The sequence below is a fragment of the Lutibacter profundi genome (genome assembly GCF_001543325.1).
Taxonomy (GTDB): domain Bacteria; phylum Bacteroidota; class Bacteroidia; order Flavobacteriales; family Flavobacteriaceae; genus Lutibacter; species Lutibacter profundi.
Window position 1 is genome coordinate 630448 of sequence record NZ_CP013355.1, and the last position, 24751, is coordinate 655198.

The 24751-nt window shown below is 28.4% G+C and carries 20 protein-coding genes; all 20 read left to right on the top strand.

The window, feature by feature from the left end:
- Positions 1-154 precede the first annotated feature (154 nt).
- The 20 genes from Lupro_RS02755 (at position 155) to Lupro_RS02850 (ending at position 24676) form a co-directional block, all read left to right on the top strand.
- Entirely contained in the window at positions 155-961 is an 807-nt protein-coding gene (locus Lupro_RS02755) for a DUF4349 domain-containing protein (protein ID WP_068206078.1), read from the top strand.
- 194 nt (positions 962-1155) lie between these two features.
- On the top strand, positions 1156-1458 hold the full coding sequence (locus tag Lupro_RS02760) for a hypothetical protein (RefSeq protein WP_068206079.1): 303 nt from the start codon (positions 1156-1158) through the stop codon (positions 1456-1458).
- Between the two features lie 2 nt (positions 1459-1460).
- Positions 1461-2147, top strand: a complete 687-nt coding sequence (locus Lupro_RS02765; protein ID WP_068206080.1) for a hypothetical protein — start codon at positions 1461-1463, stop codon at positions 2145-2147.
- 719 nt (positions 2148-2866) lie between these two features.
- Positions 2867-3775, top strand: coding sequence for a hypothetical protein (locus tag Lupro_RS02770; RefSeq protein WP_068206081.1), 909 nt, complete (start codon positions 2867-2869; stop codon positions 3773-3775).
- A 234-nt stretch (positions 3776-4009) separates the two neighbouring features.
- Positions 4010-5191 (top strand): integrase core domain-containing protein, encoded by a 1182-nt coding sequence (locus Lupro_RS02775; RefSeq protein WP_068206071.1) that lies wholly within the window; start codon positions 4010-4012, stop codon positions 5189-5191.
- 53 nt (positions 5192-5244) lie between these two features.
- On the top strand, positions 5245-5748 hold the full coding sequence (locus tag Lupro_RS02780) for a hypothetical protein (RefSeq protein WP_144439097.1): 504 nt from the start codon (positions 5245-5247) through the stop codon (positions 5746-5748).
- Positions 5749-6419: 671 nt separating this feature from the next.
- Positions 6420-7061 (top strand): hypothetical protein, encoded by a 642-nt coding sequence (locus Lupro_RS02785; protein ID WP_068206084.1) that lies wholly within the window; start codon positions 6420-6422, stop codon positions 7059-7061.
- A 312-nt stretch (positions 7062-7373) separates the two neighbouring features.
- A complete protein-coding gene (locus Lupro_RS02790) occupies positions 7374-7787 on the top strand; it encodes a hypothetical protein (protein WP_068206085.1) in 414 nt (137 codons plus the stop codon).
- Between the two features lie 89 nt (positions 7788-7876).
- On the top strand, positions 7877-8755 hold the full coding sequence (locus Lupro_RS02795) for a hypothetical protein (RefSeq protein WP_068206086.1): 879 nt from the start codon (positions 7877-7879) through the stop codon (positions 8753-8755).
- Positions 8755-9276 (top strand): hypothetical protein, encoded by a 522-nt coding sequence (locus Lupro_RS02800; protein WP_068206088.1) that lies wholly within the window; start codon positions 8755-8757, stop codon positions 9274-9276. The genes Lupro_RS02795 and Lupro_RS02800 overlap by 1 nt, the downstream gene beginning before the upstream one ends.
- 166 nt (positions 9277-9442) lie before the next feature.
- Positions 9443-10399, top strand: coding sequence for a COG2958 family protein (locus Lupro_RS02805; protein WP_068206089.1), 957 nt, complete (start codon positions 9443-9445; stop codon positions 10397-10399).
- Between the two features lie 169 nt (positions 10400-10568).
- Entirely contained in the window at positions 10569-12908 is a 2340-nt protein-coding gene (locus tag Lupro_RS02810; RefSeq protein ID WP_068206091.1) for a DGQHR domain-containing protein, read from the top strand.
- Between the two features lie 1807 nt (positions 12909-14715).
- The gene (locus Lupro_RS02815; RefSeq protein WP_144439098.1) at positions 14716-15318 is read left to right on the top strand and encodes a hypothetical protein; all 603 of its coding nucleotides are present in this window, start codon (positions 14716-14718) and stop codon (positions 15316-15318) included.
- 713 nt (positions 15319-16031) lie between these two features.
- A complete protein-coding gene (locus Lupro_RS02820) occupies positions 16032-16607 on the top strand; it encodes a DUF1287 domain-containing protein (RefSeq protein WP_068206094.1) in 576 nt (191 codons plus the stop codon).
- A gap of 710 nt (positions 16608-17317) precedes the next feature.
- A complete protein-coding gene (locus tag Lupro_RS02825; protein ID WP_068206095.1) occupies positions 17318-18058 on the top strand; it encodes a hypothetical protein in 741 nt (246 codons plus the stop codon).
- 231 nt (positions 18059-18289) lie between these two features.
- On the top strand, positions 18290-18649 hold the full coding sequence (locus tag Lupro_RS02830) for a helix-turn-helix domain-containing protein (protein ID WP_068206096.1): 360 nt from the start codon (positions 18290-18292) through the stop codon (positions 18647-18649).
- The gene (locus tag Lupro_RS02835; protein WP_144439099.1) at positions 18574-19470 is read left to right on the top strand and encodes an integrase core domain-containing protein; all 897 of its coding nucleotides are present in this window, start codon (positions 18574-18576) and stop codon (positions 19468-19470) included. Before Lupro_RS02830 ends, Lupro_RS02835 begins: the two co-directional genes overlap by 76 nt.
- 209 nt (positions 19471-19679) lie before the next feature.
- Positions 19680-21275 (top strand): DUF6973 domain-containing protein, encoded by a 1596-nt coding sequence (locus Lupro_RS02840; RefSeq protein WP_068206098.1) that lies wholly within the window; start codon positions 19680-19682, stop codon positions 21273-21275.
- Positions 21276-21278: 3 nt separating this feature from the next.
- On the top strand, positions 21279-21629 hold the full coding sequence (locus tag Lupro_RS02845) for a hypothetical protein (RefSeq protein WP_068206099.1): 351 nt from the start codon (positions 21279-21281) through the stop codon (positions 21627-21629).
- A gap of 1343 nt (positions 21630-22972) precedes the next feature.
- A complete protein-coding gene (locus Lupro_RS02850) occupies positions 22973-24676 on the top strand; it encodes an AIPR family protein (protein ID WP_068206100.1) in 1704 nt (567 codons plus the stop codon).
- The last annotated feature ends 75 nt before the right edge of the window (positions 24677-24751 follow it).

A 24751-nucleotide genomic window follows, 5' to 3' on the forward strand; every position in this document is an offset into this window, starting at 1 on the left:
AACTGTTGCCAACAATGGCTATAAGTAATTGCTTGTTCTCATCTACTTTTGAAAATCCTCGCGGATTTTCAGTTAGGTGTGTAGTTGCAAAGTTAAGAGCTAACCCACGCAACTACTCATAGCCGAGACCGTTGCCCACTATTACGAAGAAACTATGAAAAAACTAACAAACATTATCGGATTTATTCTACTTATTTCAGTTTTAGGTTGTAAAAACTATGAGCCAGATACAATGAATCTCGGAGCAATGAAAATGGAAGATGATGAACAGACTATTATAAATAATATAGAAACAGAATCAGAAACCCAAATAGATAAAAAACTGATTAAAAACGGAGATGTTGAATTTGAATCAGAAAATCTAACTGAAACTAGAGAAAATATTTTAAAGGCTATTGAAAAATTTAAAGGCTATTCATCGTCAGATAATGAATATAAAAATTCATACGAAATAAGCAATACTATAAATATTAGAGTTCCTTCAGAAAATTTTGACAAGTTACTAAACGAAATTACATTTGGAGTTGACAGATTTGACCGAAAAGAAATTAATGTAAAAGATGTTACGTCTAAATTCCTAGACATTGAGGCGCGCTTAAAAACTAAAAAAGAGCTTGAAAATAGATATTTAGAAATTTTAAAAAAAGCGAATAAAGTAAGTGAAATTCTTGAAGTTGAAAAGCAAATCGGAGAATTACGTTCTGAAATTGAATCTATTGAGGGAAGATTAAAATATCTTAATAATCAAGTTTTATTTTCAACTTTGAATGTTAGAATTTATCAGACAATCTCTAAACAGACAGAATTTGGTAAAAAATTTAAAAATGGATTTAAGAATGGTTGGAATAACTTGATTCTATTTTTTGTATTTTTAGTTAACATTTGGCCTTTTATTTTAATAATTTTTGGAGTTCTGATTTTAATTAGAGTTTGGAGAAAAAAGAAAAGAAAAGAAAAATAACAGTGGGCAACACCTCATAAAATTTATGCTTACATTTAAACTAAATAACGAACCGACAAACATTCAACTAACGATTTGCTACAACCGAAAAATCTAACGATTTTTATGTCGCACAAATCTTATAAAAACTCGTTATCTGCAATAAAAACGGAGACCGCTGAAAACCGAATAGAGTAAGCACAAAAAAATATAATATGGCAATATCAGACGTACAAGAAAAAGGAAGTTGGTTATATGTAATCGACAGTAATGGGAAAAAATCTGCAACAATTTCAAGTTCTCAAGGAGACTTAATGGGAATTGGTATGGACTTTATCGTTTTACTAAAAGGAAGTTGGTACTACACTTTTGACGAAAAAGGAAAGAAAATCGGAACACTTTCAAGTTCTTCAGGCGATTTTAAAAATGCAGCAGGAAATTCATTTAACTTAAAAAAAGGAAGTTGGATTTATACTTACGATAAAAAGTGTAAAAAGACAGGGACAAGGGCGGCTTAATTATGAATACTCAACTTGACATAGAATTTAATAATGTAAAAAATCAAAAGTGGTTGCCATTTATTGGCGACCATTATTTGACAATTCCAGAGGATAGAAAACTTTTGATAGTCGGAGAAAGCCACTATCACGATAACTCTCAACAATCTATTGAAAAACACAATTCACCTGATTTTACTAGGCAAGTAATTGAAGAACTTGCTATTAAAAGATGGTATTGGGGAACTAAAATATTTCCCAATTTTCATAGAGCAATGTTCGCCAATGATGAATTTAATACTGAAAAATTTTGGAATTTAACTTCTTTCTATAATTTCGTTCAACGACCTATGGAAACAAACAAAGGCAGACCGAATTATGATGATTTTCATAATGGTTGGTTGACTTTTTTTGAGACGATTAAGATTACAAAACCAAGTACTTGTTTATTTATTGGAACGGAAGCCTCTAACTCACTTCGAGACGCAATAAATGAAAGTGATTTTGAAGTAGTCGATTTCACAAGAGACGATAAAATTAGTAGAACATATCCAAGAAGAGCGACTATAAAAAATTCAGATAACCAATTAATAGAATTGATATTTATTCAACATACAAGTCAGTATTTTAGTTGGGGAAAATGGAATGATTATATTAAACAGAAATTAAGCCAACAATTGGAATGGTTTGAAGGAAAAATGAAAGAATAAAGCAGATAACACGGTGTATAGTTAATGGCGGTTTTGTGCTGAAAATCAAGTTTTTAGCCCTTAATAAAAATAGTGCTAAACTGAAAAGTAAATGCTTTAAAACCCGCCACTAACCATACACAAACCGTTAGCATAAATGGCTCGACTGATTTTTTAGCCCGACAAATTACAGTAGAAAAAGTAATTTAAAATACTAAGATTTTGAGTATTAAAAATGAGTAAATAAGACAAATTAAACTAGTCCGATAAATTTTAAATGGAAAATGAGTAAATAAGACAATTTGAACAATTATGACAAATTTTAGATTATCCTCTACTCTACCGAATTGAGAATTGAAACGTAAAAACTTATCGAATAGCGCAGATTTAAGAGCTGAAACGAAAAATAAGCTGAACCAATACAAGTAAAATGAAAAATTGTAACATAACCGATTAAAAACAATAGATTTCGCTAAATGAATGTAATAATTGAAATGCTAGATTTAAAAGTTGTTATGGATAATACTACAACAGACAAAACTCAGATAATAGAAAAATTCAATTATTCCCATAACGTTTCGCCAAATATGCTAACAACTCATAAAATTTATGCTTACATTTAAACTAAATAACGAAATGACAAACATTTTAACAAACCGATTTGCTACAACCGAAAAATCTAACGATTTTTATGTCGCACAAATCTTATAAAAGCCGTTGTGCTTAATTTAAAGAATAAAATGAAAAAAAAACAAGTTGAAGAATTAATATCAAAAGTTACTGACATTGAAAAACTAGCAGAGTTATTTTTTCAGAAAATCCAAGTTAAATATTCACCATCAGGCAGTAGTGGGGTTATTGTTTTAGGATTTTCGGATTATTCTTGGGTTGAGCCTAATGGAGAAATTCTAAAAATACAATTAGATTTAATTGATAAGTATGAAGACTGGTATTCACAAGCAAACCAAATAATTTCATCTTTTATACCAGACAGAAGACCAGACTTTGTTGATTTATATGAAAAGAACAAAGACATTATTGAACTAAAAGAACAAATTTGGAGTCAAGATACTAGCAAGTTTAAGAATAATTTTTTAAGAAATATTGGCAAACAAAAAAGTATGCTTTCATCGACAATTTCGATAATTGGAGTCAATTCAGATGATAAACAGAATGAAACAAATATTTCGACACAATATAGTAATATGAATAATAGAGTTGATATGTCATTTTATATTGATTTAAAATCACAAATGACTATTTTATCTCAACAATATTCAAGAATAGAATCAGATATTAAAGATTTAGCCCAGAAAATTGAAGGCATTGGCAGAATAACAATTAATAATCTTAATCAAAATACTGCAAAAACAGGAAATATTTCAATTTCAAACGAAAATATTATAAAATGGGTAAAGCCTGACTTAGATGAAGAGTTGAAACAACTCAAAAATGAGTTAAAAACAAAAAATATAGAAAAGTCTGATAAAAAAATAATTGATGATATAATTGATACTATTTTAAAAGAAAAACATCCAAAAATTGATTGGCTAAAAGATAAAGTTTCGAAACTAATGTATTGGGGAACAAAAGCCGGCATAGTTTTACATAAATTAAAAGAATTTGCTGATGCACTTGGAATAAGTTAACAACTAAGCACAACAAAAAATATAGTGCATTTGGCGGATAGTACTAAAAATGAAGATGATAGCAATTAATAAAATTAGTAGTAGTTTGGAAATGAAGTGTTTCAAAATGCCAAACGTACCATATTCAAATCGTTGCACTTAATTAAGGTATGATAAAGGGACATCGTTTACAAAGTTAAAGAGACATAGTTTACACTTTTTAGGTTGTAATTTGAGAAATAAAATCAAATTATTATGCCTTGGAAAGAAACAACAACTATGGAACAAAAAATTGAATTTATTTGTGAATGGAGAACTGGAAAATATACCATCACAGAATTATGTAAAAACTTTGAAATCTCAAGACCCACCGCCTATAAGTTAATAAATAGGTTTGAAAAACAAGGTTTTGAAGGCTTAAAAGAGCAATCAAGAACTCCAAAGGAACATCCAAATGCGACAAAGGAAAATATTGTTGATGGGATACTTAAATTAAAGAAAAAACACCCACGCTGGGGAGCTAAAAAAATCAATAAACTATTGTTTAACGATTTTACAGAAAATGAGATCCCCTCGGTGGTTACTGTTCACAACATACTCAAAAGACACGGTTTAGTATGCCCTCAAAAAAGGTTAAGAAGAGTCAAACCTGTATATCCTATTTTTGATCCAAAAGTGTGTAATGAAGTATGGAGTGCAGATTACAAAGGAAAGTTTTTAATGGGTAATAAAGTGTATTGTCACCCACTGACCATTGCTGATTCTAAAAGTAGATTTTTATTCACAGCTAAAGGACATTATAAAGAAACTTTAAAGTACGCAAAGGCTGAATTTACAAAGGTTTTTAGGAAATATGGAATCCCTAAACAACTCCACACAGACAACGGAAGTCCCTTTGGGTCTGTTCGTGCTATTCAACGATTTACACAACTCTCCTATTGGTTTATTGAACTTGGAATTATACCCGTTTTTTCTGACCCAGCACACCCAGAACAAAACGGAAGACACGAACGTATGCATCGCGATTTAAAAGCGGCTTGTGCCAAACCTTCAGCCTATGACTTAAAAGCACAACAAAGACGTTTAAATCACTTTGTAAAAGAATATAATCACATAAGACCTCACGAAGCCTTAGGGATGGAAACACCTGCTTCAATGCATAACTTTTCCACCAGACCTTTTCCTGAAAAAATACCTAACTTTGACTATAATTCAAATCTCAAAATTTTAAAAGTAACTCAAAATGGAGCAATCAGATGGAAGTCGTATTATTGGGTATATTTAACAGCAGCTTTAAAAGGAAAATACGTAGGTATTGAAGATTTAGGTAATGGAATTTGGAAAGTCTTTTATAGAGACGTATTTTTAGGTTTCTTTAATGAAACACAATTAAGAAATAAAGAAAAGTCAATAAGGTTAGAAACTAATTTAGTGTAAAGTCTAATCTTTAACTTGTGTAAACTATGTATCTTAACGAACATTAAATGAAAATGAAAAAGTTATTAATATTTCTAACTCTTGGAATTGGAATACAAAGTTATTCTCAAATTATATCAGGAAGATTATTTATTATCAATTCTTCAAATGAAAGGGAAATTAATAAGACTAATTTCGAAAATACCGTTATTTATATTGAAAATAAAGTGTCTGAAAAAGAATCGGAATCATTTGAAATTATTCAAGTCAATAGCAATGGAACATTTAGCTTTGATACTTCTAAACTAAGACGTGAAAATTTAAACCTAATTTTTATTGATAAATCATGTTTTGCTACAGTTCTAAAAAATATTCCAAAATCGAAAGTTAACGACTTTTTGAAAGTTGTTCCCATAGCCAATGAGTTCGTCGATAAAGAATTTCTATACGCAACTATCTATGAAAATGTAATTGAATACAAACGAAAAAAATACAAACGAATAAAAAAGAAAAATGAACCGTTATTAAATTTAATCAATACGGAATTTTATTATGAATATGAATATCGAATCAACTAAGTGCAACACTGGGTATAATTCATTGCTACCGATGAACATTTTACGACAAAAATTAACTATATTTAAAATCGATTTCTCTACCGACAAATCCTGCGGATTTATCGCAACGAAATCATAACCCAAACCCGTTGCCAAATATGGCGGATTATGCTCGGATTTTATAAAAGTTCTTTAAAATAAAAATTTAGAAAGCCGACAAATTTCAGATTATTTTTCTAAAGTAATGATTAGAGAAATGAAACGGTCTGATTGATTTTCAGAACGCACAGATTTGAGAAATGAAACGCAAAACTGTTGAATTGCACAGATTTTAGAAATGAATAGCACAAAATGAGAAATGACACAAACAGAGAAATGAATCCGATTTTATGTTCATTGCGGAGAAAACTATGATTGAAAAATGGTAACTAAACCGATAAAATTGTTGGACTTCACTCCTATTTCGCACAAACGGAGAAAAAAATTGACAAAAAAGTATAGAATATAAATAGAAACATATTGATATGATTAAAAACCACATTAGGCAACAAATCATAAAATTTATGCTTAAATTTGGATTTAGTACGAAATGACAAACATTTTAACAAACCGATTTGCTACAACCGAAAAATCTCCGATTTCTCAGTCGCACAAATCTTATAAAAGCCGTTGTAAGCTATATAAAAAAAGAAATGAAACGATTGATTATACTATTTATTGGAATTCAATTGACTTCTTGTGGAATGAGTAAAATCTCGACTTCTAAAAGAGTTGATTTGATAAATATTGAATCAAATATTGAGATTGAAAATTTTTTAGAATATTCAGCAAATGAGATTTATGAAATTGAGGATTTATCAAACTACAAAAAGACAAACCCTATAAAAACTCAACATTGTTCGAGTATTCAAACATTTAAGAAAAATGGTATTGATTTTGTATTGGTGCCTAAAATAGCATTTCGTGAAGATATAAAACGAGAAAAAAGTAATAGTCTCATAATTTTAGAATATAGAGGTTTTCTTAATTTTTCAAACGGAGGTGATGATGTTTTAGATTATTACTTGAATAATTCAAATAATCAAATAAATATCTCGAATACTTTTGACAAAACAGAAACAATATTTACAATTGACAAATTTGGAAAAATTGAAATAGTCGATAAAAAAGTTAAAAAGATAAATGATAGTACTTTTGAGAAAATACATATTCTTGACAATATTAAAGTTGGAGAAAATGGAGATTCGATAAAGTTCATTGAAACATTTAAGATAAATTTAAAAAAAAATATAAAGGTAAAAAGAACTGTAAAGGAAAAATGGATTTGTGACTAATACAGCTTACAACAACACCTAAAAATTATTACGGTTTTTAGGCTTAATTCAAGGGTAAGTGCCTATTTATAAAATAATTGAATGGCGGAAAAATGGTTTTGTGTTTAATCCGTAACAATTCTTAGCCAAAACGTTGTGGTTTATATTTAATCCGAACTCCAACTGAAAAAAATGTAATAAAAATAGAGTGAAATTTCAAGCTTGATAATAATGAGGTTTTACCTTTTCAATTTTACGGTTTTCCCGTAACAAATGGTGAAATATAATTTGTAAACTTGAAAACATAAATATTAATCATTAAATTTAAACACTATGAAAAAAATGAAAAATTATTTTAAAATTGGAATTCTATTATTTGGAATTCTATTTGTTTTGACTAATTGTGAAAAAGAAGATTTATCTGACTCTTCAACTCTTCAGCAAGTAAATCAAAAGCAAAACCCTTTAATTATTTCTTTTAAAAAGAATTTCTATCACGACAATTTTAAAGATAATTTTATGGTAAAAAATTTAGAAGTTGATTGGAATTCGTATTCTATGATTTCTAATAATGATTTATCACAAACATTTGAATTTAAAACAAATATTAATTCAACAATAAGTTCTAATAATAAAAATAGGATTTTTTCCAAATTTAATCTTATAGCTATAAAAGACAATAAAAATAGGATTTCTATTGAATTGATTAAATACTTGTCAAATGATAAAAATTCTTTAAAAAAATAAATTTAAATTATTTAGATAATTTTAATGGCATTCTTACATACTTCAAAACAGATGGTAATTTAATAAGGATTTGCGCTTATGAAAATGGCGTGTTAGTTAAAGAAATTACAGGAAGTCAAATTACTAATAATATTTCGGCAAAAGAAGCTCCTATTGGGCAGGTATTAATACCAATTTTTGTTGAACATTATACAGATTGGTATCAAAATTTAAATGGTGGCAATACATATTTCTATTTGGTATCTACGAAATATAGTGGCACAACGGTAGAATATGTCTATGTAAACACTGGATTTCAACTATATGGTACTTATCATGAACATTTTGATGACCCTCACGGTCCTCCTAATCATCCTGATAATCACCCTGATGAAATTATTTTGGATCCTAGTTCAATTACAGTTGTTGAAACTTTAAAACCAATATTGGACTTAAATGATTTTCTAAAATGTATTAATAAAAATATCGGAGCTACAATAACTATTTATGTTGACCAACCATTTGCAAACTCAGATGTAATAGCTTCACCTCTCGATAAAGCAGGTCATTCATTTATTTCTATAAATCAAAATGGGAATGTTAGTACTTTTGGATTTTACCCTAATGGTCATGCGACACCTTATTCACCAACACAATCTTCTGCTATAGGTGATGATAGCGGTCATTCATATGATGTAAGTATTTCTTTTAATGTTGCCCCTTCCGTTTTACAGAATATTATGGAATATTCTTATAATTATAATCCTATATATGACCTAAACAGTTATAACTGTACTGATTTTGCTATTGAAATTGGTAATATGGCTGGATTAAGTCTTCCTGACTGTTATCAACCATGGATAAATGATGGTGGAGGTTCAAATCCCGCAACTTTTGGGCAATATATAAGAAATAATCTAAATAATAATTCTATAGTAAAAAACATTACTGGTGGTACTTCCCCTATAAATATTAAAAATTGTTTATAATGAAAAATTTAATTAGCTATAGTTCTAGTGTAATAATCATTTTTATAATATTAACATCTTGTAAATCTCTTAATAGAAAGGCTACTATAAATGGGTTTGTAAATAACTATTTTGTAGTTAAAAATGAAGAAATAAAAATTGAGGATTTGCAAAAATACATAAATTATGATAAATTAACTTTCAACAGTCTTACCATATATGAGAGAAAAAAATTAAACGAGTACTTTAATTTTATGATAGATATTGGATATAAAAATCTGAAAATGAATGATTTCCAATTTAAAATTTATTCATCTTATGAAATCAATCCAAATTTAATTTTACACTATAATATATTATATCATGATAAAAAGAGTATATATTATATGGTTTCAAGAGATAAATTATTTTGTTTTTTTATACTTGACAAGAATAATAAAATTATCTCTTTTTTTTCAAGAGATTTTATGTCACAAGGGAAAGATATAGAACCATTTATTTTAACTTCTAAAAACAATTTAGAATCTCTTTTAAAAAATTAGAAAATACAAACCACAACACCTCATAAAATTTATGCTTAAATTTGAACTAGTACAAAACGACAAACATTTTAACAAACCGATTTGCTACAACCGAAAAATCTAACGATTTTTATGTCGCACAAATCTTATAAAAACTCGTTGGCTGTAATACGATAAAAACAAAAAAATGACTATAAAAGAGGCTATTTTACAAAGTTTAAGCGATATAAAAGGATTGACAAATTCAAATGAAGTTTGCAAACACATAATTGAGAATAACTACTATGATTTTGGAGATGCTAAAACTCCGCCAGCAACCGTATCTGCATTATTAGGTGATTTTATAAGAAACGGTGACTCAAGAGTAAAAAGAGTAAAAGGAAAAAGTGGAACATATTCTTATTATTTAGCGAAAAACGAACCTGAAATCGGAGTTGAAATTCTTATACAGACTGAACCTGAAACAAAAAGAAAAAACAATCATAAAACCTACTTAGAAAGAGATTTACATCAATTACTTAGCTCCTATTTGAAAAATGATGATGTTTATTCAAAAACTATATTTCACGAACAATCGAAAAATAGCAAAGACAATTATCAAAAATGGGTTCACCCTGATATGGTTGGAATTAACTTTTTGAATTTACAGACAAAAGCAAGTCAAACATTTTTAAAGGCAGTGAATAGAGCTGACACTTTTAAAATAACCTCATATGAGGTGAAAAAGGAAATAAACACTGATTATGAATTAAAAAAATGTTTTTTTCAAGCAGTTTCAAATTCAAGTTGGGCTAATTATGGATATTTAGTAGCTTTTGAAATATCGGATAGTTTAGAGGAAGAAATGGAAAGATTAAATCAATCATTTGGAATTGGAATTATTGAATTAAAGCCAAACCCTTATGAAAGTAAAATACTTTATCCTTCTAAACTTAAAGAATTAGATTTTAAGACAATTGACAAACTCTGCAAAATAAATCCAGATTTTGAGAAATTTATTGAACAAACTGAGAAATTGCTAACTGTCAGTGAGAAATATTTTAAGTCCACAGAAAAAGAACTCAACGGATTTTGTGATGATTATTTTAAGAACGATTCGGAAATAGAAAAATATTGCACAGATAAGAACATTCCGAATGAATAAAAAACTACAGCCAACACCTCATAAAATTTATGCTTAAATTTGGATTTAGTACGAAATGACAAACATTTTAACAAACCGATTTGCTACAACCGAAAAATCTAACGATTTTTATGTCGCACAAATCTTATAAAAACACGTTGGCAATAATTAAAGAAAAAATGATAATTGAATGAAAATAACAAAAGAAGATCTCATAAACAATTTTGCTAATTCTTTAGTTCAAGATCAAGAATTAAAAACGACAATATCAAAAAAAAGAAAACTCAATATAGAGAAATCAATTCAACAAGAATTAAAAGAAAAATATTTTGATGAGGGTTGGGAATTGATTAGAGATAATAAATCAACTTCAAGAATTAAAAAACCTAAATCTCATAATGTCTTATTTGAAGATAAAGTTTGGGTAGTTTTAGCGAAAATGGGGTTTAAGCAAATGAATGCTGATGCAAATCTTAAACTCCCATATTCAAAAGATTTCAGTATTCCTGGTAGACAAATTGATGTATTTGCAGCAGATGAAGAAACTATATTAATTGTAGAATGTAAAAGTTCGAACGAATTGCAAAAAAAATCTCTTCAAACAATTATAAATGACTTTGCTACAATTCAAAGAGGAAGCATTCCTTTTCTTAAGGAGTTTTATAATGAGCAAAGAAAAGTTAAATTTATTCTTGCAACTAATAATATCATCCTAAATGACAATGACCGTAAAAGATTAAATGACCTAAAAATCATTCACTTTAATCAAGATGATATATCTTATTATGAACAATTAACATCTTATTTGGGTCACGCAGCAAAATATCAATTATTAGGCAGATTATTTAAAACACAAGAAATTCCAGAGTTAAAGAACAAAGTTCCTGCAATAAAAGGGAAGATGGGTTCGCATACATATTATTCATTTTCAATCGAACCTGATACTCTTCTAAAACTTTCTTATATCTTACATAGTACTATAACCACAGAGGATTCAGAAGGAGCTTACCAAAGAATGGTGTCAAAGAGTAGATTAAATGAAATTGATAAATTTTTGTCTAATGGTGGTTATTTCCCTAATTCAATAATAATTAATATAAACACTCCTAAAGAAAAGCCATTATATTCAGATAATATTCAAGGAAATCACGATAGTTCAATTTCTGATTTATGCGTTTTACACCTACCTAAAAGTTATCAATCAGCATTTATTATTGATGGTCAGCACAGATTATATGGTTATGCAAATAATGAATGGAAATATAAAAACAGTATTCCCGTTGTTGCCTTTGAAAATCTCCCAATAGAAGAACAAGTAAAAATGTTTGTTGATATCAATCATAAGCAAAAAAGTGTTTCCAAGAATCTTTTAACCACTATTATTGCTGATCTAAAATGGGAATCTCCTATTTATAAAGATGCAATTTTTGCAATGCAATCTAAATTACTACAACGTTTAGGTGAAAGAGATGATAGTCCTTTATATAGACGTATTATAGTTGGAGAAAATAAAAAAAGCGAAACTACTTGTATTACATTAGATTACCCAATTTCGTATGGCTTTAATAAAACAAATTTATTTGCTAGAATAGTTAAAAATAAATTAATTAGTACTGGACCTTTATGGGTTGATAATTATTCTGAAATGCTTGATAAGAATTTCATCTATTTCCAAGCGGTTTACAGTTTTATAAAAGAAGAAACATTAACGAGTTGGAAAAGAGGTAGTGCAGAAGGAGGCTTTATTGCAATGAATATTGGAATTTTGTCAATTATTAGACTATGTGATAGTATTCTAACTCATTTAATTGAAAATGAACATTTAGAACCTCAATTAACAAATGGTAAAGATCTTGCTGATCTGACAATAAAATATTTAAATCCTGTAACTGATTACATTAACAAACTAACCAGTCAAAAAACAAAAGATTTTAGAAGTGCTGGTACTGGTGGTCAAGGACGAGAAAATGTTATAAGAGAATTTCAAAGAGTAATAAGAGAAAGGTTTAAAGATTTCGAACCAAATGGTTTAGAGAAATGGATAAAAGATAATTCAGGAAAGTACAACACTCAATCAAAAGATATTGTTGATCAAATTCAACTGGCTATAAGAGAAAACTTATTTAATTCACTAAAGGAAGAATTTGATGATAGGTGGTGGTTTGATGGAGTACCTAAAGAGACACAAAAAAGAGCAGCAGCAGAAGCAATTGAAAGAGGAAGTAATGAGCCACACTGGAATTTTGTTTTCTTATTGGATTATTTGAAAATAATAAATACTAATTGGGCATTATTTAAAGACAATTATTCTGATCCAGATAAAGATGCTTATCAAGGTAAAGGTAGCCAAAAAGAAAAAGCAACTAAATGGTTTTCAAAATTAAATGACATAAGAATCAAAGTCAGCCATCCTGAACGGGCATCTGTTACTGAAAGTGAATTTAAGTTTTTAACTCGATTACAAGATTGGTTGTTACCTAATATTTTTATAGATGAAATAAATAATACAGAAACAGAAATTGAAGAATAACTATTGCCAACAAAGTATAAAAATAATAGCCTAAATAGTAGTAAATATGAACATTGTAGTCCGCATAAAATTTAGTAGTAAATTGAAAAATTCTACTTCCGCAATCGGCTACTATTCTTATACTAAACGTTGCAATTAATTGGGAAATTTCGTTTTTTAGGATATAAAGTTCATTAAAATTATAATATTAACTATCGGAAAAATCTCTGATTAAGGAATGAATTGTTCAGATTGATTTTCTAAGTGAACAGATTGATTTTCAGAACGCACAGATTTGAGAAATGAAACGTAAAAAACTGTTGAATTGCACAGATTTTAGAAATGAATCGCACAAAATGAGAAATGACACGAATAGAGAAATGAATCCGATTTTATGTTCATTTCGGAGAAAAATATGATTGAAAAATGGTAACTAAACCGATAAAATAGCAAGATTTTATTCTCATTTCGCACAAACGGAGAAAGATAAAATTAAATAAAATACAAAAAATCAGATAATACCGAAATTGAAAAATGATTGAAAACAACTAATTGCAACAAATCATAAAATTTATGCTTAAATTTGGATTTAGTACGAAATGACAAACATTTTAACAAACCGATTTGCTACAACCGAAAAATCTCCGATTTCTCAGTCGCACAAATCTTATAAAAGCCGTTGCAATTAATTGGGAAATTTCGTTTTTTAGGATATAAAGTTCATTAAAATTATAATATTAACTATCGGAAAAATCTCTGATTAAGGAATGAATTGTTCAGATTGATTTTCTAAGTGAACAGATTGATTTTCAGAACGCACAGATTTGAGAAATGAAACGTAAAAAACTGTTGAATTGCACAGATTTTAGAAATGAATCGCACAAAATGAGAAATGACACGAATAGAGAAATGAATCCGATTTTATGTTCATTTCGGAGAAAAATATGATTGAAAAATGGTAACTAAACCGATAAAATAGCAAGATTTTATTCTCATTTCGCACAAACGGAGAAAGATAAAATTAAATAAAATACAAAAAATCAGATAATACCGAAATTGAAAAATGATTGAAAACAACTAATTGCAACAAATCATAAAATTTATGCTTAAATTTGGATTTAGTACGAAATGACAAACATTTTAACAAACCGATTTGCTACAACCGAAAAATCTCCGATTTCTCAGTCGCACAAATCTTATAAAAGCCGTTGCCAAATATGGCGGATTATGCTCAGATTTTATAAAAGTTCTTTAAAATAAAAATTTAGAAAGCCGACAATTTTCAGATTATTTTTCTAAAGTAATAATATGAGAAATGAAACGGTCAGATTGATTTTCAGAACGCACAGATTTGAGAATTGAAACGTAAAACTGTTGAATTGAACAGATTTTAGAAATGAATAGCACAAAATGAGAAATGAATCCGATTTTATGTTCTTTGCGGAGAAAACTATGATTGAAAAATGGTAACTAAACCGATAAAATTGTTGGACTTCACTCCTATTTCGCACAAACGGAGAAAAAAATTGACAAAAAAGTATAGAATATAAATAGAGACATATTGATATGATTAAAAACCACATTAGGCAACAAATCATAAAATTTATGCTTAAATTTGAACTAGTACAAAACGACAAACATTTTAACAAACCGATTTGCTACAACCGAAAAATCTCCGATTTCTCAGTCGCACAAATCTTATAAAAGCCGTTGGCATACATTAGGAATGAAGTACAAATTTAGAACAATATCAATTTTTTATTTTATTATAATATTCGGAATATGTTTAATTACAATTGGATATTTAGGAATTAGAATATTTGGAATAATGAATTCATTTATGGCTATCTTATTTTCCATTTTTGCATTTATTATCTCATATTTAATTTCATACAAATTGACTTTAGGAAAAGTACAAGTTACATTGACTACTAAAAAAATCGATTATTTATGGATACAAAAACCACTTTTTACATTCCAAAATAATGAATCTATTGATATTGAAAGTATTAAAAGTTGGAAATATCAAACTGAATTCCAATACAGTTTTTTTAAAATTTATAACCCTGCTGATATTATTACTATTATGAGACTTCCTAATTGGAGTCCCGAAAAAGATGATTTTGATAATTTTTTATTTGCATTTAAAAAGAGAATTGAAAGAATTAATAACAAAAGAGATATTAAGACTAATAAGAACAATATTAATCAGAACAAAAAAAATAAAATAAATGATAAAGAGGTCGATTTTTACAAATCAAAAGGAGCAAAATTATTATTGTATATATATTTCTTGACAATAATAATGGCTTTGTTTTACGTATATCAAAACTGGAATAATAATGAGTCAAATACCATATTTATGATTTATGGAATATCAGGCTGTATATTTCTTATCCAAAAACATTTTAGATTTATAAAAGATAAATAACGTATGCCAACACCTCATAAAATTTATGCTTACATTTAAACTAAATATTAACGACAAAAATTCTAACAAACCGATTTGCTACAACCGAAAAATCTCCGATTTTCCAGTCGCACAAATCTTATAAAAACTCGGTTAGCATAAATGGCTCGACTGATTTTTTCGCCCGACAAATTACAGTAGAAAAAGTAATTTAAAATACTAAGATTTTGAGTATTAAAAATGAGTAAATAAGACAAATTAAACTAGTCCGATAAATTTTAAATGGAAAATGAGTAAATAAGACAATTTGAACAATTATGACAAATTTTAGATTATCCTCTACTCTACCGAATTGAGAATTGAAACGTAAAAACTTATCGAATAGCGCAGATTTAAGAGCTGAAACGAAAAATAAGCAGAACCAATACAAGTAAAATTAAAAATTGTAACAAAACCGATTAAAAACAATAGATTTCGCTAAATGAATGTAATAATTGAAATGCTGGATTTAAAAGTTGTTATGGATAATACTACAACAGACAAAACTCAGATAATAGAAAAATTCAATTATTCCCATAACGTTTCGCCAAATATGCTAACAACTCATAAAATTTATGCTTAAATTTGGATTTAGTACGAAATGACAAACATTTTAACAAACCGATTTGCTACAACCGAAAAATCTCCGATTTCTCAGTCGCACAAATCTTATAAAAGCCGTTAGCACACATAAGATGAAAAAGATTATTCTGCTAATATTGATAATAATTTCGAGTCTAACTTACGGACAAGAAGTTGGAGTTCAAAATCTATCTGATGCTGCAATAGAACTTACAAGACAAAAAGTAACTTACGACCCAAGTTATTTCTCAATCAATTACCCAAACGGAGATATTCCGAGTGATAAAGGAGTTTGTACAGATGTCATAATAAGAGCTTTCCGAAAAACTGGAATTGATTTGCAAAAAGAAGTTCACGAGGATATGAAATCTAACTTTAATCTCTATCCGAAAAATTGGGGATTAAAAACAACTGATAAAAATATTGACCATCGGAGAGTTCCTAATTTGATGAAATTCTTTGAGAGAAAAGGAACTGTAAAAGTTAAATCGACAAACCCGAGTGATTATAAACCGGGAGATATAATTTGTTGGAATTTATCGGGAGGAATTACTCACATTGGAATTGTTGTAAAAAGAAAATCATCAGATAATAAAAGATATTTGATTGTTCACAATATCGGAGCAGGACAAGTTTTAGAGGACTGTATGTTTGATTTTAGGATTATTGGACATTATAGATACGATTGATAAAACGTGTGCTAACACCTCATAAAATTTATGCTTACATTTAAACAAAATAACGAACAGACAAACATTCAACTAACGATTTGCTACAACCGAAAAATCTCCGATTTTCCAGTCGCACAAATCTTATAAAAGCCGTTGTAATTAACGGCGGATTTCAGGTCTGAAATCCTTATTGAGCATTATAAGTTTGAATTGTAAGATTGTCTAGCTCACGAGCCGAAAAAATAGTATTGAAACGTAAAAAAAATGATTTTAAAAACGGATTTGATTATTGAAACGTAAAAAAAATGAGAATTGAAACGCACAGATTTGAGAATTGAAATGGTCAGATAAAAAAAGGATTTGAGAGTTGAAACGTAAAAACTTATTGAAACGGTCAGATTTGAATATCACACCGAAAATAACGAAAAAAGTAAAACAGAAAAATTGTAACTAAAATGAAAATATACTCGATTTTTATAATCACAACCGATTTGAGAATTGACTCGTAAAACTAATTGACACGTATGAAATTTGAACAAAATAGAATAATTCGAACTAAAGCCGCTAAATTACAACACCGCATATAGCAAATTGCTTAATTGTAATAAAATAAATAGGAAAATTTTAGTACTTTTAAACAAATTAACAAACAGTGGAAAAGTACGGTTTCAAACCCGCAACTAGCCATATTCAAACCCGTTGCCAACAATTAAAAAATTCTGTTCTAGATGAATAATAGGATAATAAAAGATATTCGATATTTTGAGACTAAACCTGATAACTATCACGGAAAATTTGACGGAATTATTGGGAATATTTATCAGAATTCACCTGACACAAATTACATCGGACAAAGAATTGCAAGAAAGTTAAACGAATTTGGATTTATATCTGGAGAATTTGACCACATTTATATAAATCTTTCCCCTAAACTCAATGACAACGAAATTAAAGAAAGCAGTGTTTTTTTGGATAAACAAATAAGGTATTTTGATTACGGCTTTACAATTAATGTATTCAATAACCTAACTGAACACGAAAAAGATACAAAAATCAAAGAGATAACATTTAAGGTTTTAAATTGGATTTATAAAAAAGATAATTTAAAAACACAATTAATTAGTGACGTTCAAAACTTGATGGATAAGTACAACAAGAGTTTAACAATTAATTATAAAACTAAAGAGACCAATCATTATCGGATTGACCTAAATTTCCAAATACGACCAGATAATGCTACGTCTAAATTGATTATAGAGTTCACAGATAAAAAGGAAAATAAAACTCAATACGCAATTTCGGACATACTAGATTATGAAGATTTATATTCATTAATTGACAAGGTAACATTGAAAGATGGATTTGTAGTTTTTCAACCAAAGAAAAGTTATCACGCTGAACTTGTAGCTGGAAAATATAAAAAGCCACTTTTGAGTATTGATATAAAAAGTATGACAGAAAATAAATAACTGTTGGCAACACCGTATAAAATTAATTGCTAATGCAAGCCTACTTACGAAAATCCTTGCGGATTTTCTATTCGGTTTGTATTTGCTAAATTAGGTGCTTAATCAACGCAACTAATCTTATACCAAACGTTGTGGTTTATATTGGTATGATAAAGGGACATCGTTTACAAAGTTAAAGAGACATAGTTTACACTTTTTAGGTTGTAATTTGAGAAATAAAATCAAATTATTATGCCTTGGAAAGAAACAACAACTATGGAACAAAAAATTGAATTTATTTGTGAATGGAGAACTGGAAAATATACCATCACAGAATTATGTAAAAACTTTGAAATCTCAAGACCCACCGCCTATAAGTTAATAAATAGGTTTGAAAAACAAGGTTTTGAAGGCTTAAAAGAGCAATCAAGAACTCCAAAGGAACATCCAAATGCGACAAAGGAAAATATTGTTGATGGGATACTTAAATTAAAGAAAAAACACCCACGCTGGGGAGCTAAAAAATCAATAAACTATTGTTTAACGATTTTACAGAAAATGAGATCCCCTCGGTGGTTACTGTTCACAACATACTCAAAAGACACGGTTTAGTATGCCCTCAAAAAAGGTTAAGAAGAGTCAAACCTGTATATCCTATTTTTGATCCAAAAGTGTGTAATGAAGTATGGAGTGCAGATTACAAAGGAAAGTTTTTAATGGGTAATAAAGTGTATTGTCACCCACTGACCATTGCTGATTCCAAAAGTAGATTTTTATTCACAGCTAAAGGACATTATAAAGAAACTTTAAAGTACGCAAAGGCTGAATTTACAAAGGTTTTTAGGAAATATGGAATCCCTAAACAACTCCACACAGACAACGGAAGTCCCTTTGGGTCTGTTCGTGCTATTCAACGATTTACACAACTCTCCTATTGGTTTATTGAACTTGGAATTACACCCGTTTTTTCTGACCCAGCACACCCAGAACAAAACGGAAGACACGAACGTATGCATCGCGATTTAAAAGCGGCTTGTGCCAAACCTTCAGCCTATGACTTAAAAGCACAACAAAGACGTTTAAATCACTTTGTAAAAGAATATAATCACATAAGACCTCACGAAGCTTTAGGGATGGAAACACCTGCTTCAATGCATAACTTTTCCACCAGACCTTTTCCTGAAAAAATACCTAACTTTGACTATAATTCAAATCTCAAAATTTTAAAAGTAACTCAAAATGGAGCAATCAGATGGAAGTCGTATTATTGGGTATATTTAACAGCAGCTTTAAAAGGAAAATACGTAGGTATTGAAGATTTAGGTAATGGAATTTGGAAAGTCTTTTATAGAGACGTATTTTTAGGTTTCTTTAATGAAACACAATTAAGAAATAAAGAAAAGTCAATAAGGTTAGAAACTAATTTAGTGTAAAGTCTAATCTTTAACTTGTGTAAACTATGTATCTTAACGAACATATTACAACAGAAACAAAAACAGAAAAATTGCATTGCAACACAAAGAAATTAATACTGACAAATAGTAAGTATTTACCTTACTTATTTTACGGTTTTACCTTACAACTAAATGAAATATTCTCAGTATTCTTGAAAAGAAAAAATTAATACTTAAATTTAAACATTATGAAAAAGAAACAAATCAAAACTTACTTAAAAAATGGGATTCTATTACTTGGAATTTCATTATTGCTATGGAATTGTGAAAAATCTGATTTAACCGTAACTGTTGATTCTGAAGTTACTAAAAGTTTATTAACTCAAAAATCTGTTAAACTTTCTGACATACCTGATGTTAAAGATTTTTTAAACTTAAAAGTAAAAAATAAACTTTCTTCTAAAACAGGTACACTAAATGATGCTATTTTTGATATAGATAATATTTTAGAAGTTATTGATACACTAGGTAATATAAACTATACTTTTCGATTTACTTTACCAAATTCTTCTTTAGATACGTTTTACAATTTAGTGGTTGGTAAAACGCCTCCAGGAGAACTAAAAACTCCTTTTGTCTTAAAGTACACTTGTGATGAAACATCGCTTGACTTATACATTGACAACAATTATAATTTTAGTTTTTTCAAAGGAACAATCTCCTTACATAAATATACAGATTTTTTTGAACAAGGCTACTTCTCTAAAACAGAAGCAACAAATTGCCCTCCAGAGTTAGACCAAAATGGAGACCCAATACCTTGTGAAATACAACCTATTGATGGAAGTGGAAGTAGCTCAGGAGAAGGAGTTGATGGAACAGGTGATAATACCACATCCGGTGGTAGTGGGCCTATTACTTCTGGAGGTAGCAGCTGTCAGTATGTTGGTGTTTATGTTATGGGATGTGGAGGAACTAATTCTCATAGATTACACACATTAGGTTCCTGTGGTGGTGATAAATCCATTGCTAGTTACTTTTCTGTGTGGAATTGTGCCATGCAAAAAGCAAGTAAAACCCAAGTTGATTGCCCTCCTTGCTCTAATTTAATTGAAGGAGGGGTAGGTATTAATACTATATCTCTTAAATCCATGAGGACAACACTTAAAAATAAACTTACTCTTAATTCATCACAAATTAATTGGGTTAATAACTCTAAAAATGATAAGGAAGTAACTAATATTTACAACTTTTTACAAACTCAAAATATTGATGGAAATTATGCTGCTGGAGTAACTAACTTTTCGAAACTTGCTATTGACACTTATATTGATAAAAGTGATTTTGATTTAAATACTTTCAATAATTTTAACCAGTTTATTCCAGACTATAAAGCACGGATGACTCAACAAGAGTTATCAATCTTTAATTCAATGTCAATAAAACTCCAAACAAGGTATTTATATAATGCTAATGAAGCTCAAAACAAAGCCTTTGAATTATTCCCAGGGGTTCAAAGAAATACAAAAGCTGATGCATTTAGGCATTCATATTTTCACAGTCTAAACACATATTTCATTGGTGAAAATTTATCAATACAACTAGGAGATGCACATGAAAACGAGACACCTAATTCATTAATTCTAGAAAAAGTGATGGATTTGTTTAATAATCAAGTCGGTCGTGAAAAATCTAAAACACCAGCAATATATTTTAATGCTTACGGTACTATAGTTGTTAGAATCTATAATGCAATCCAAAATGGTGAATTAAAATATTTAAATCCATTAAATAGTGATGGAACAATAAATTCTACAACCCAATTAATTCCTACAAATCAATAATTTATGAAAAATTTAATTTCAATAATTGTATTAGCTTCTTTAATTGGTTGTATAAGAGACAACCCAAAAATTAAAATTCAAAATAAAAGTTCTGTAAAATTGGATAGTGTAATTGTATATGCTACGTCTCAGGATAAAACGGTATTTAAAAACATTGAAATTCGCGAAAAAAAACAAGGTATAATTTCATTTAAAAATGTACCAAAAACAGATGGTGGGTATTTAATTCAAGTTTTCAAAGATGGAAATTTGATAAAAGAAAATGGTTTTGGTTATTACACAAATGGAGGGAGTTTAAATTATGGATTTAATATAATGATTAAAAATGACACAATATTAATTGATTATAAATAATACAAACCACAACAATGGCTATAGCAAATGTGAGGTTTTAAGATGAAAATAAATTTTAAAGTTAAATACAACTTTGTATTAACTGAAAAATTCAATAATAAATCTCACACTTGTCATAGCCTAAACGTTTTGGCATTAATAGTTCCGATGAAAATTTTAGTTTTACTGAAAACGACTCACAAGCCATTTAATTTCGATTTTTAAAGATACATTTAGTTGAAATTCCTTTTTGGGGATTTAAACGCGTCGAAAACTGTCTTGTACTTTTAACTTAGGATTGATTTGCCCGAAAAATGGTGGTCTATTTGGAAACAGAATGATAAACCTCAACGGAATGTTTTTAATCTACCAAGTTCTGATTCATCTTGTACTTATAACTTGGTCTTGTAAGCGTTCTGATTCAATCTATTTCCCAAAAAGGTGTAAGTGTAAAATAATTATTTTTTTGCCATCTAAACGCAAGAAAATGTGCTGTTTATTTACAAATTGATTTGCTGTTTAATTGTTAAGTGATTATTTATAAACACCTGCGCTGGCGTTCTGATTCGATTGGCAAAAAAACACGTAGGGTGATTTTTTTTATGGTGTTTTAATAGCCAAATGTTTAATGTGTCTCTACTAAAGCCAACAATGTATAACCAAAATTGCTTAATTCTAACTAAATTGAAAATTATTACAAATAAAAAACTATATTTATAAATCCGAAAATTGCGCTTTCAAAATAGCAACTTTCGTTATACTAAACCGTTAGCATAAATGGCTCGACTGATTTTTTCGCCCGACAAATTACAGTAGAAAAAGTAATTTAAAATACTAAGATTTTGAGTATTAAAAATGAGTAAATAAGACAAATTAAACTAGTCCGATAAATTTTAAATGGAAAATGAGTAAATAAGACAATTTGAACAATTATGACAAATTTTAGATTATCCTCTACTCTACCGAATTGAGAATTGAAACGTAAAAACTTATCGAATAGCGCAGATTTAAGAGCTGAAACGAAAAATAAGCAGAACCAATACAAGTAAAATTAAAAATTGTAACAAAACCGATTAAAAACAATAGATTTCGCTAAATGAATGTAATAATTGAAATGCTGGATTTAAAAGTTGTTATGGATAATACTACAACAGACAAAACTCAGATAATAGAAAAATTCAATTATTCCCATAACGTTTCGCCAAATATGCTAACAACTCATAAAATTTATGCTTAAATTTGGATTTAGTACGAAATGACAAACATTTTAACAAACCGATTTGCTACAACCGAAAAATCTCCGATTTCTCAGTCGCACAAATCTTATAAAAGCCGTTAGCAACAATAACCACGAAAATCAAAATATGAGTAATAACAGAATAATATTAGATGGTTGTATATCAATTTTCAAAGATAATAACGAGTTAGATAATAATGATAGTGAAATTTTTGAACTTTTTTCATTAACTCAAATTCATAAAGATAAAAGTTTAACCTACGAAAACATCGAAAGTTCTATTGTTGACGGTGGAAATGATGGTGGAATTGATGCTTTGATGGTATTAATTGATGAAGAGTATGTTGAAAACATTGATGATCTTGAGAATTTCAAGTTTAGTAATACAACGAAAAGTCGTTTTATAATTTCACAATGTAAAAAAGAAAAATCTTTTAAAGAAAGTGCAATTGATAAATTAATTACTACCATTCCAGTATTATTTGATCTTGAAAAATCTGAAAGAAATCTTTTAACAAGATTTAATTCAGATTTAGTCAACCAAGTTTTATTACTTGTTGATGTTTGGAAAAAAACTATAATAGGTGGTGGTTCAATTTTTATAGAATATATTTACGCAACAAATGCCACTGAAATAGAAGTTAATGATGTGTTTAATCAAAAAGTAAGTCAACTTATTGAACAAACAAAAAATATTTTTTCAACCGATCAAATATTTTTTAATAAATATAGTAGTGCTGAATTATTAAGCCTATACCAAAAACAAAAATCAAACAGACTTGCTTTAGAATTTAAAGATAGACCGCTATCAACTGACTATGATGAAAATGGTATTGGCTACATTGGAACAGTAAAACTTGCAAATTATAAAGAATTTTTAACTTCTGAAACAGGCGATATTAGAGATGATTTATTTGAAAGCAATATTCGTCACTTTCAAGGTTTGGTAGATGTAAACAAAAAGATAAAAAAAACTATTGAAAATGCGTCAAATGAAGATTTTTGGTGGTTAAATAATGGAATTACAATAATTGCTGAAGATCCAAAAGAAGTTGGTAAAAAATTAACAATTGAAAATATACAAATTGTTAATGGCCTTCAAACTTCTTACTCAATATTTAACACTCATAATGGTTCACAAGATGATAATAGGTCTGTATTAGTAAAGGTCATTATCAATAATAATAAAGAAACTACAGATAATATTATTGCTTCAACAAATAGTCAAAATCCAGTTTCTGCAACATTATTAAGAGCAACCGAACCAATTCAACGTAATTTAGAACTCTTTTTTCTTAATGAAGGTTATTATTATGACAGACGTAAAAATTACTATAAAAATCAAGGAAAACCTTCTACTAAAATTTTTAGTATACAATATACTGCTCAGACAATTCAATCCATCGTTTTTGATGATCCACATACTGCCAGAGCGAGACCTACATCATTATTAAAATCACAAACAACTTATAATAATATATTTGATGATAATAAAAACTTTAAAGGTTATCTTAATTGTTGTTTAATAAACAAAAAAACTCATAATTTTTGGCTAAAACATAATGCATTAGATATTAAATTAAAAACTTCTAATTTTAAATTACATTTAAGTTGTGTTGTTATTAAAGAACTTTTTAATAAAAAATCGGTTTCATTTGATGAAATAGTAGAAGTTGATTTGGAAAGTATTGATCAAAATTTATTTGATCGTTCAATAAACTTATTGAATGAAAAAATTGATGCTTATTTAGCAGAAAATGAAAATAGAAATCTAATAAATATCGCAAAATCGAAAGAATTCACAAATTATGTGTTTGATAAATATGAATAATAAAGTTGCTAACAAAGTATATAAATCATTGGGCAATAAGTGATTAAACCAAAGTTAGTGCATATAAATAAAAAT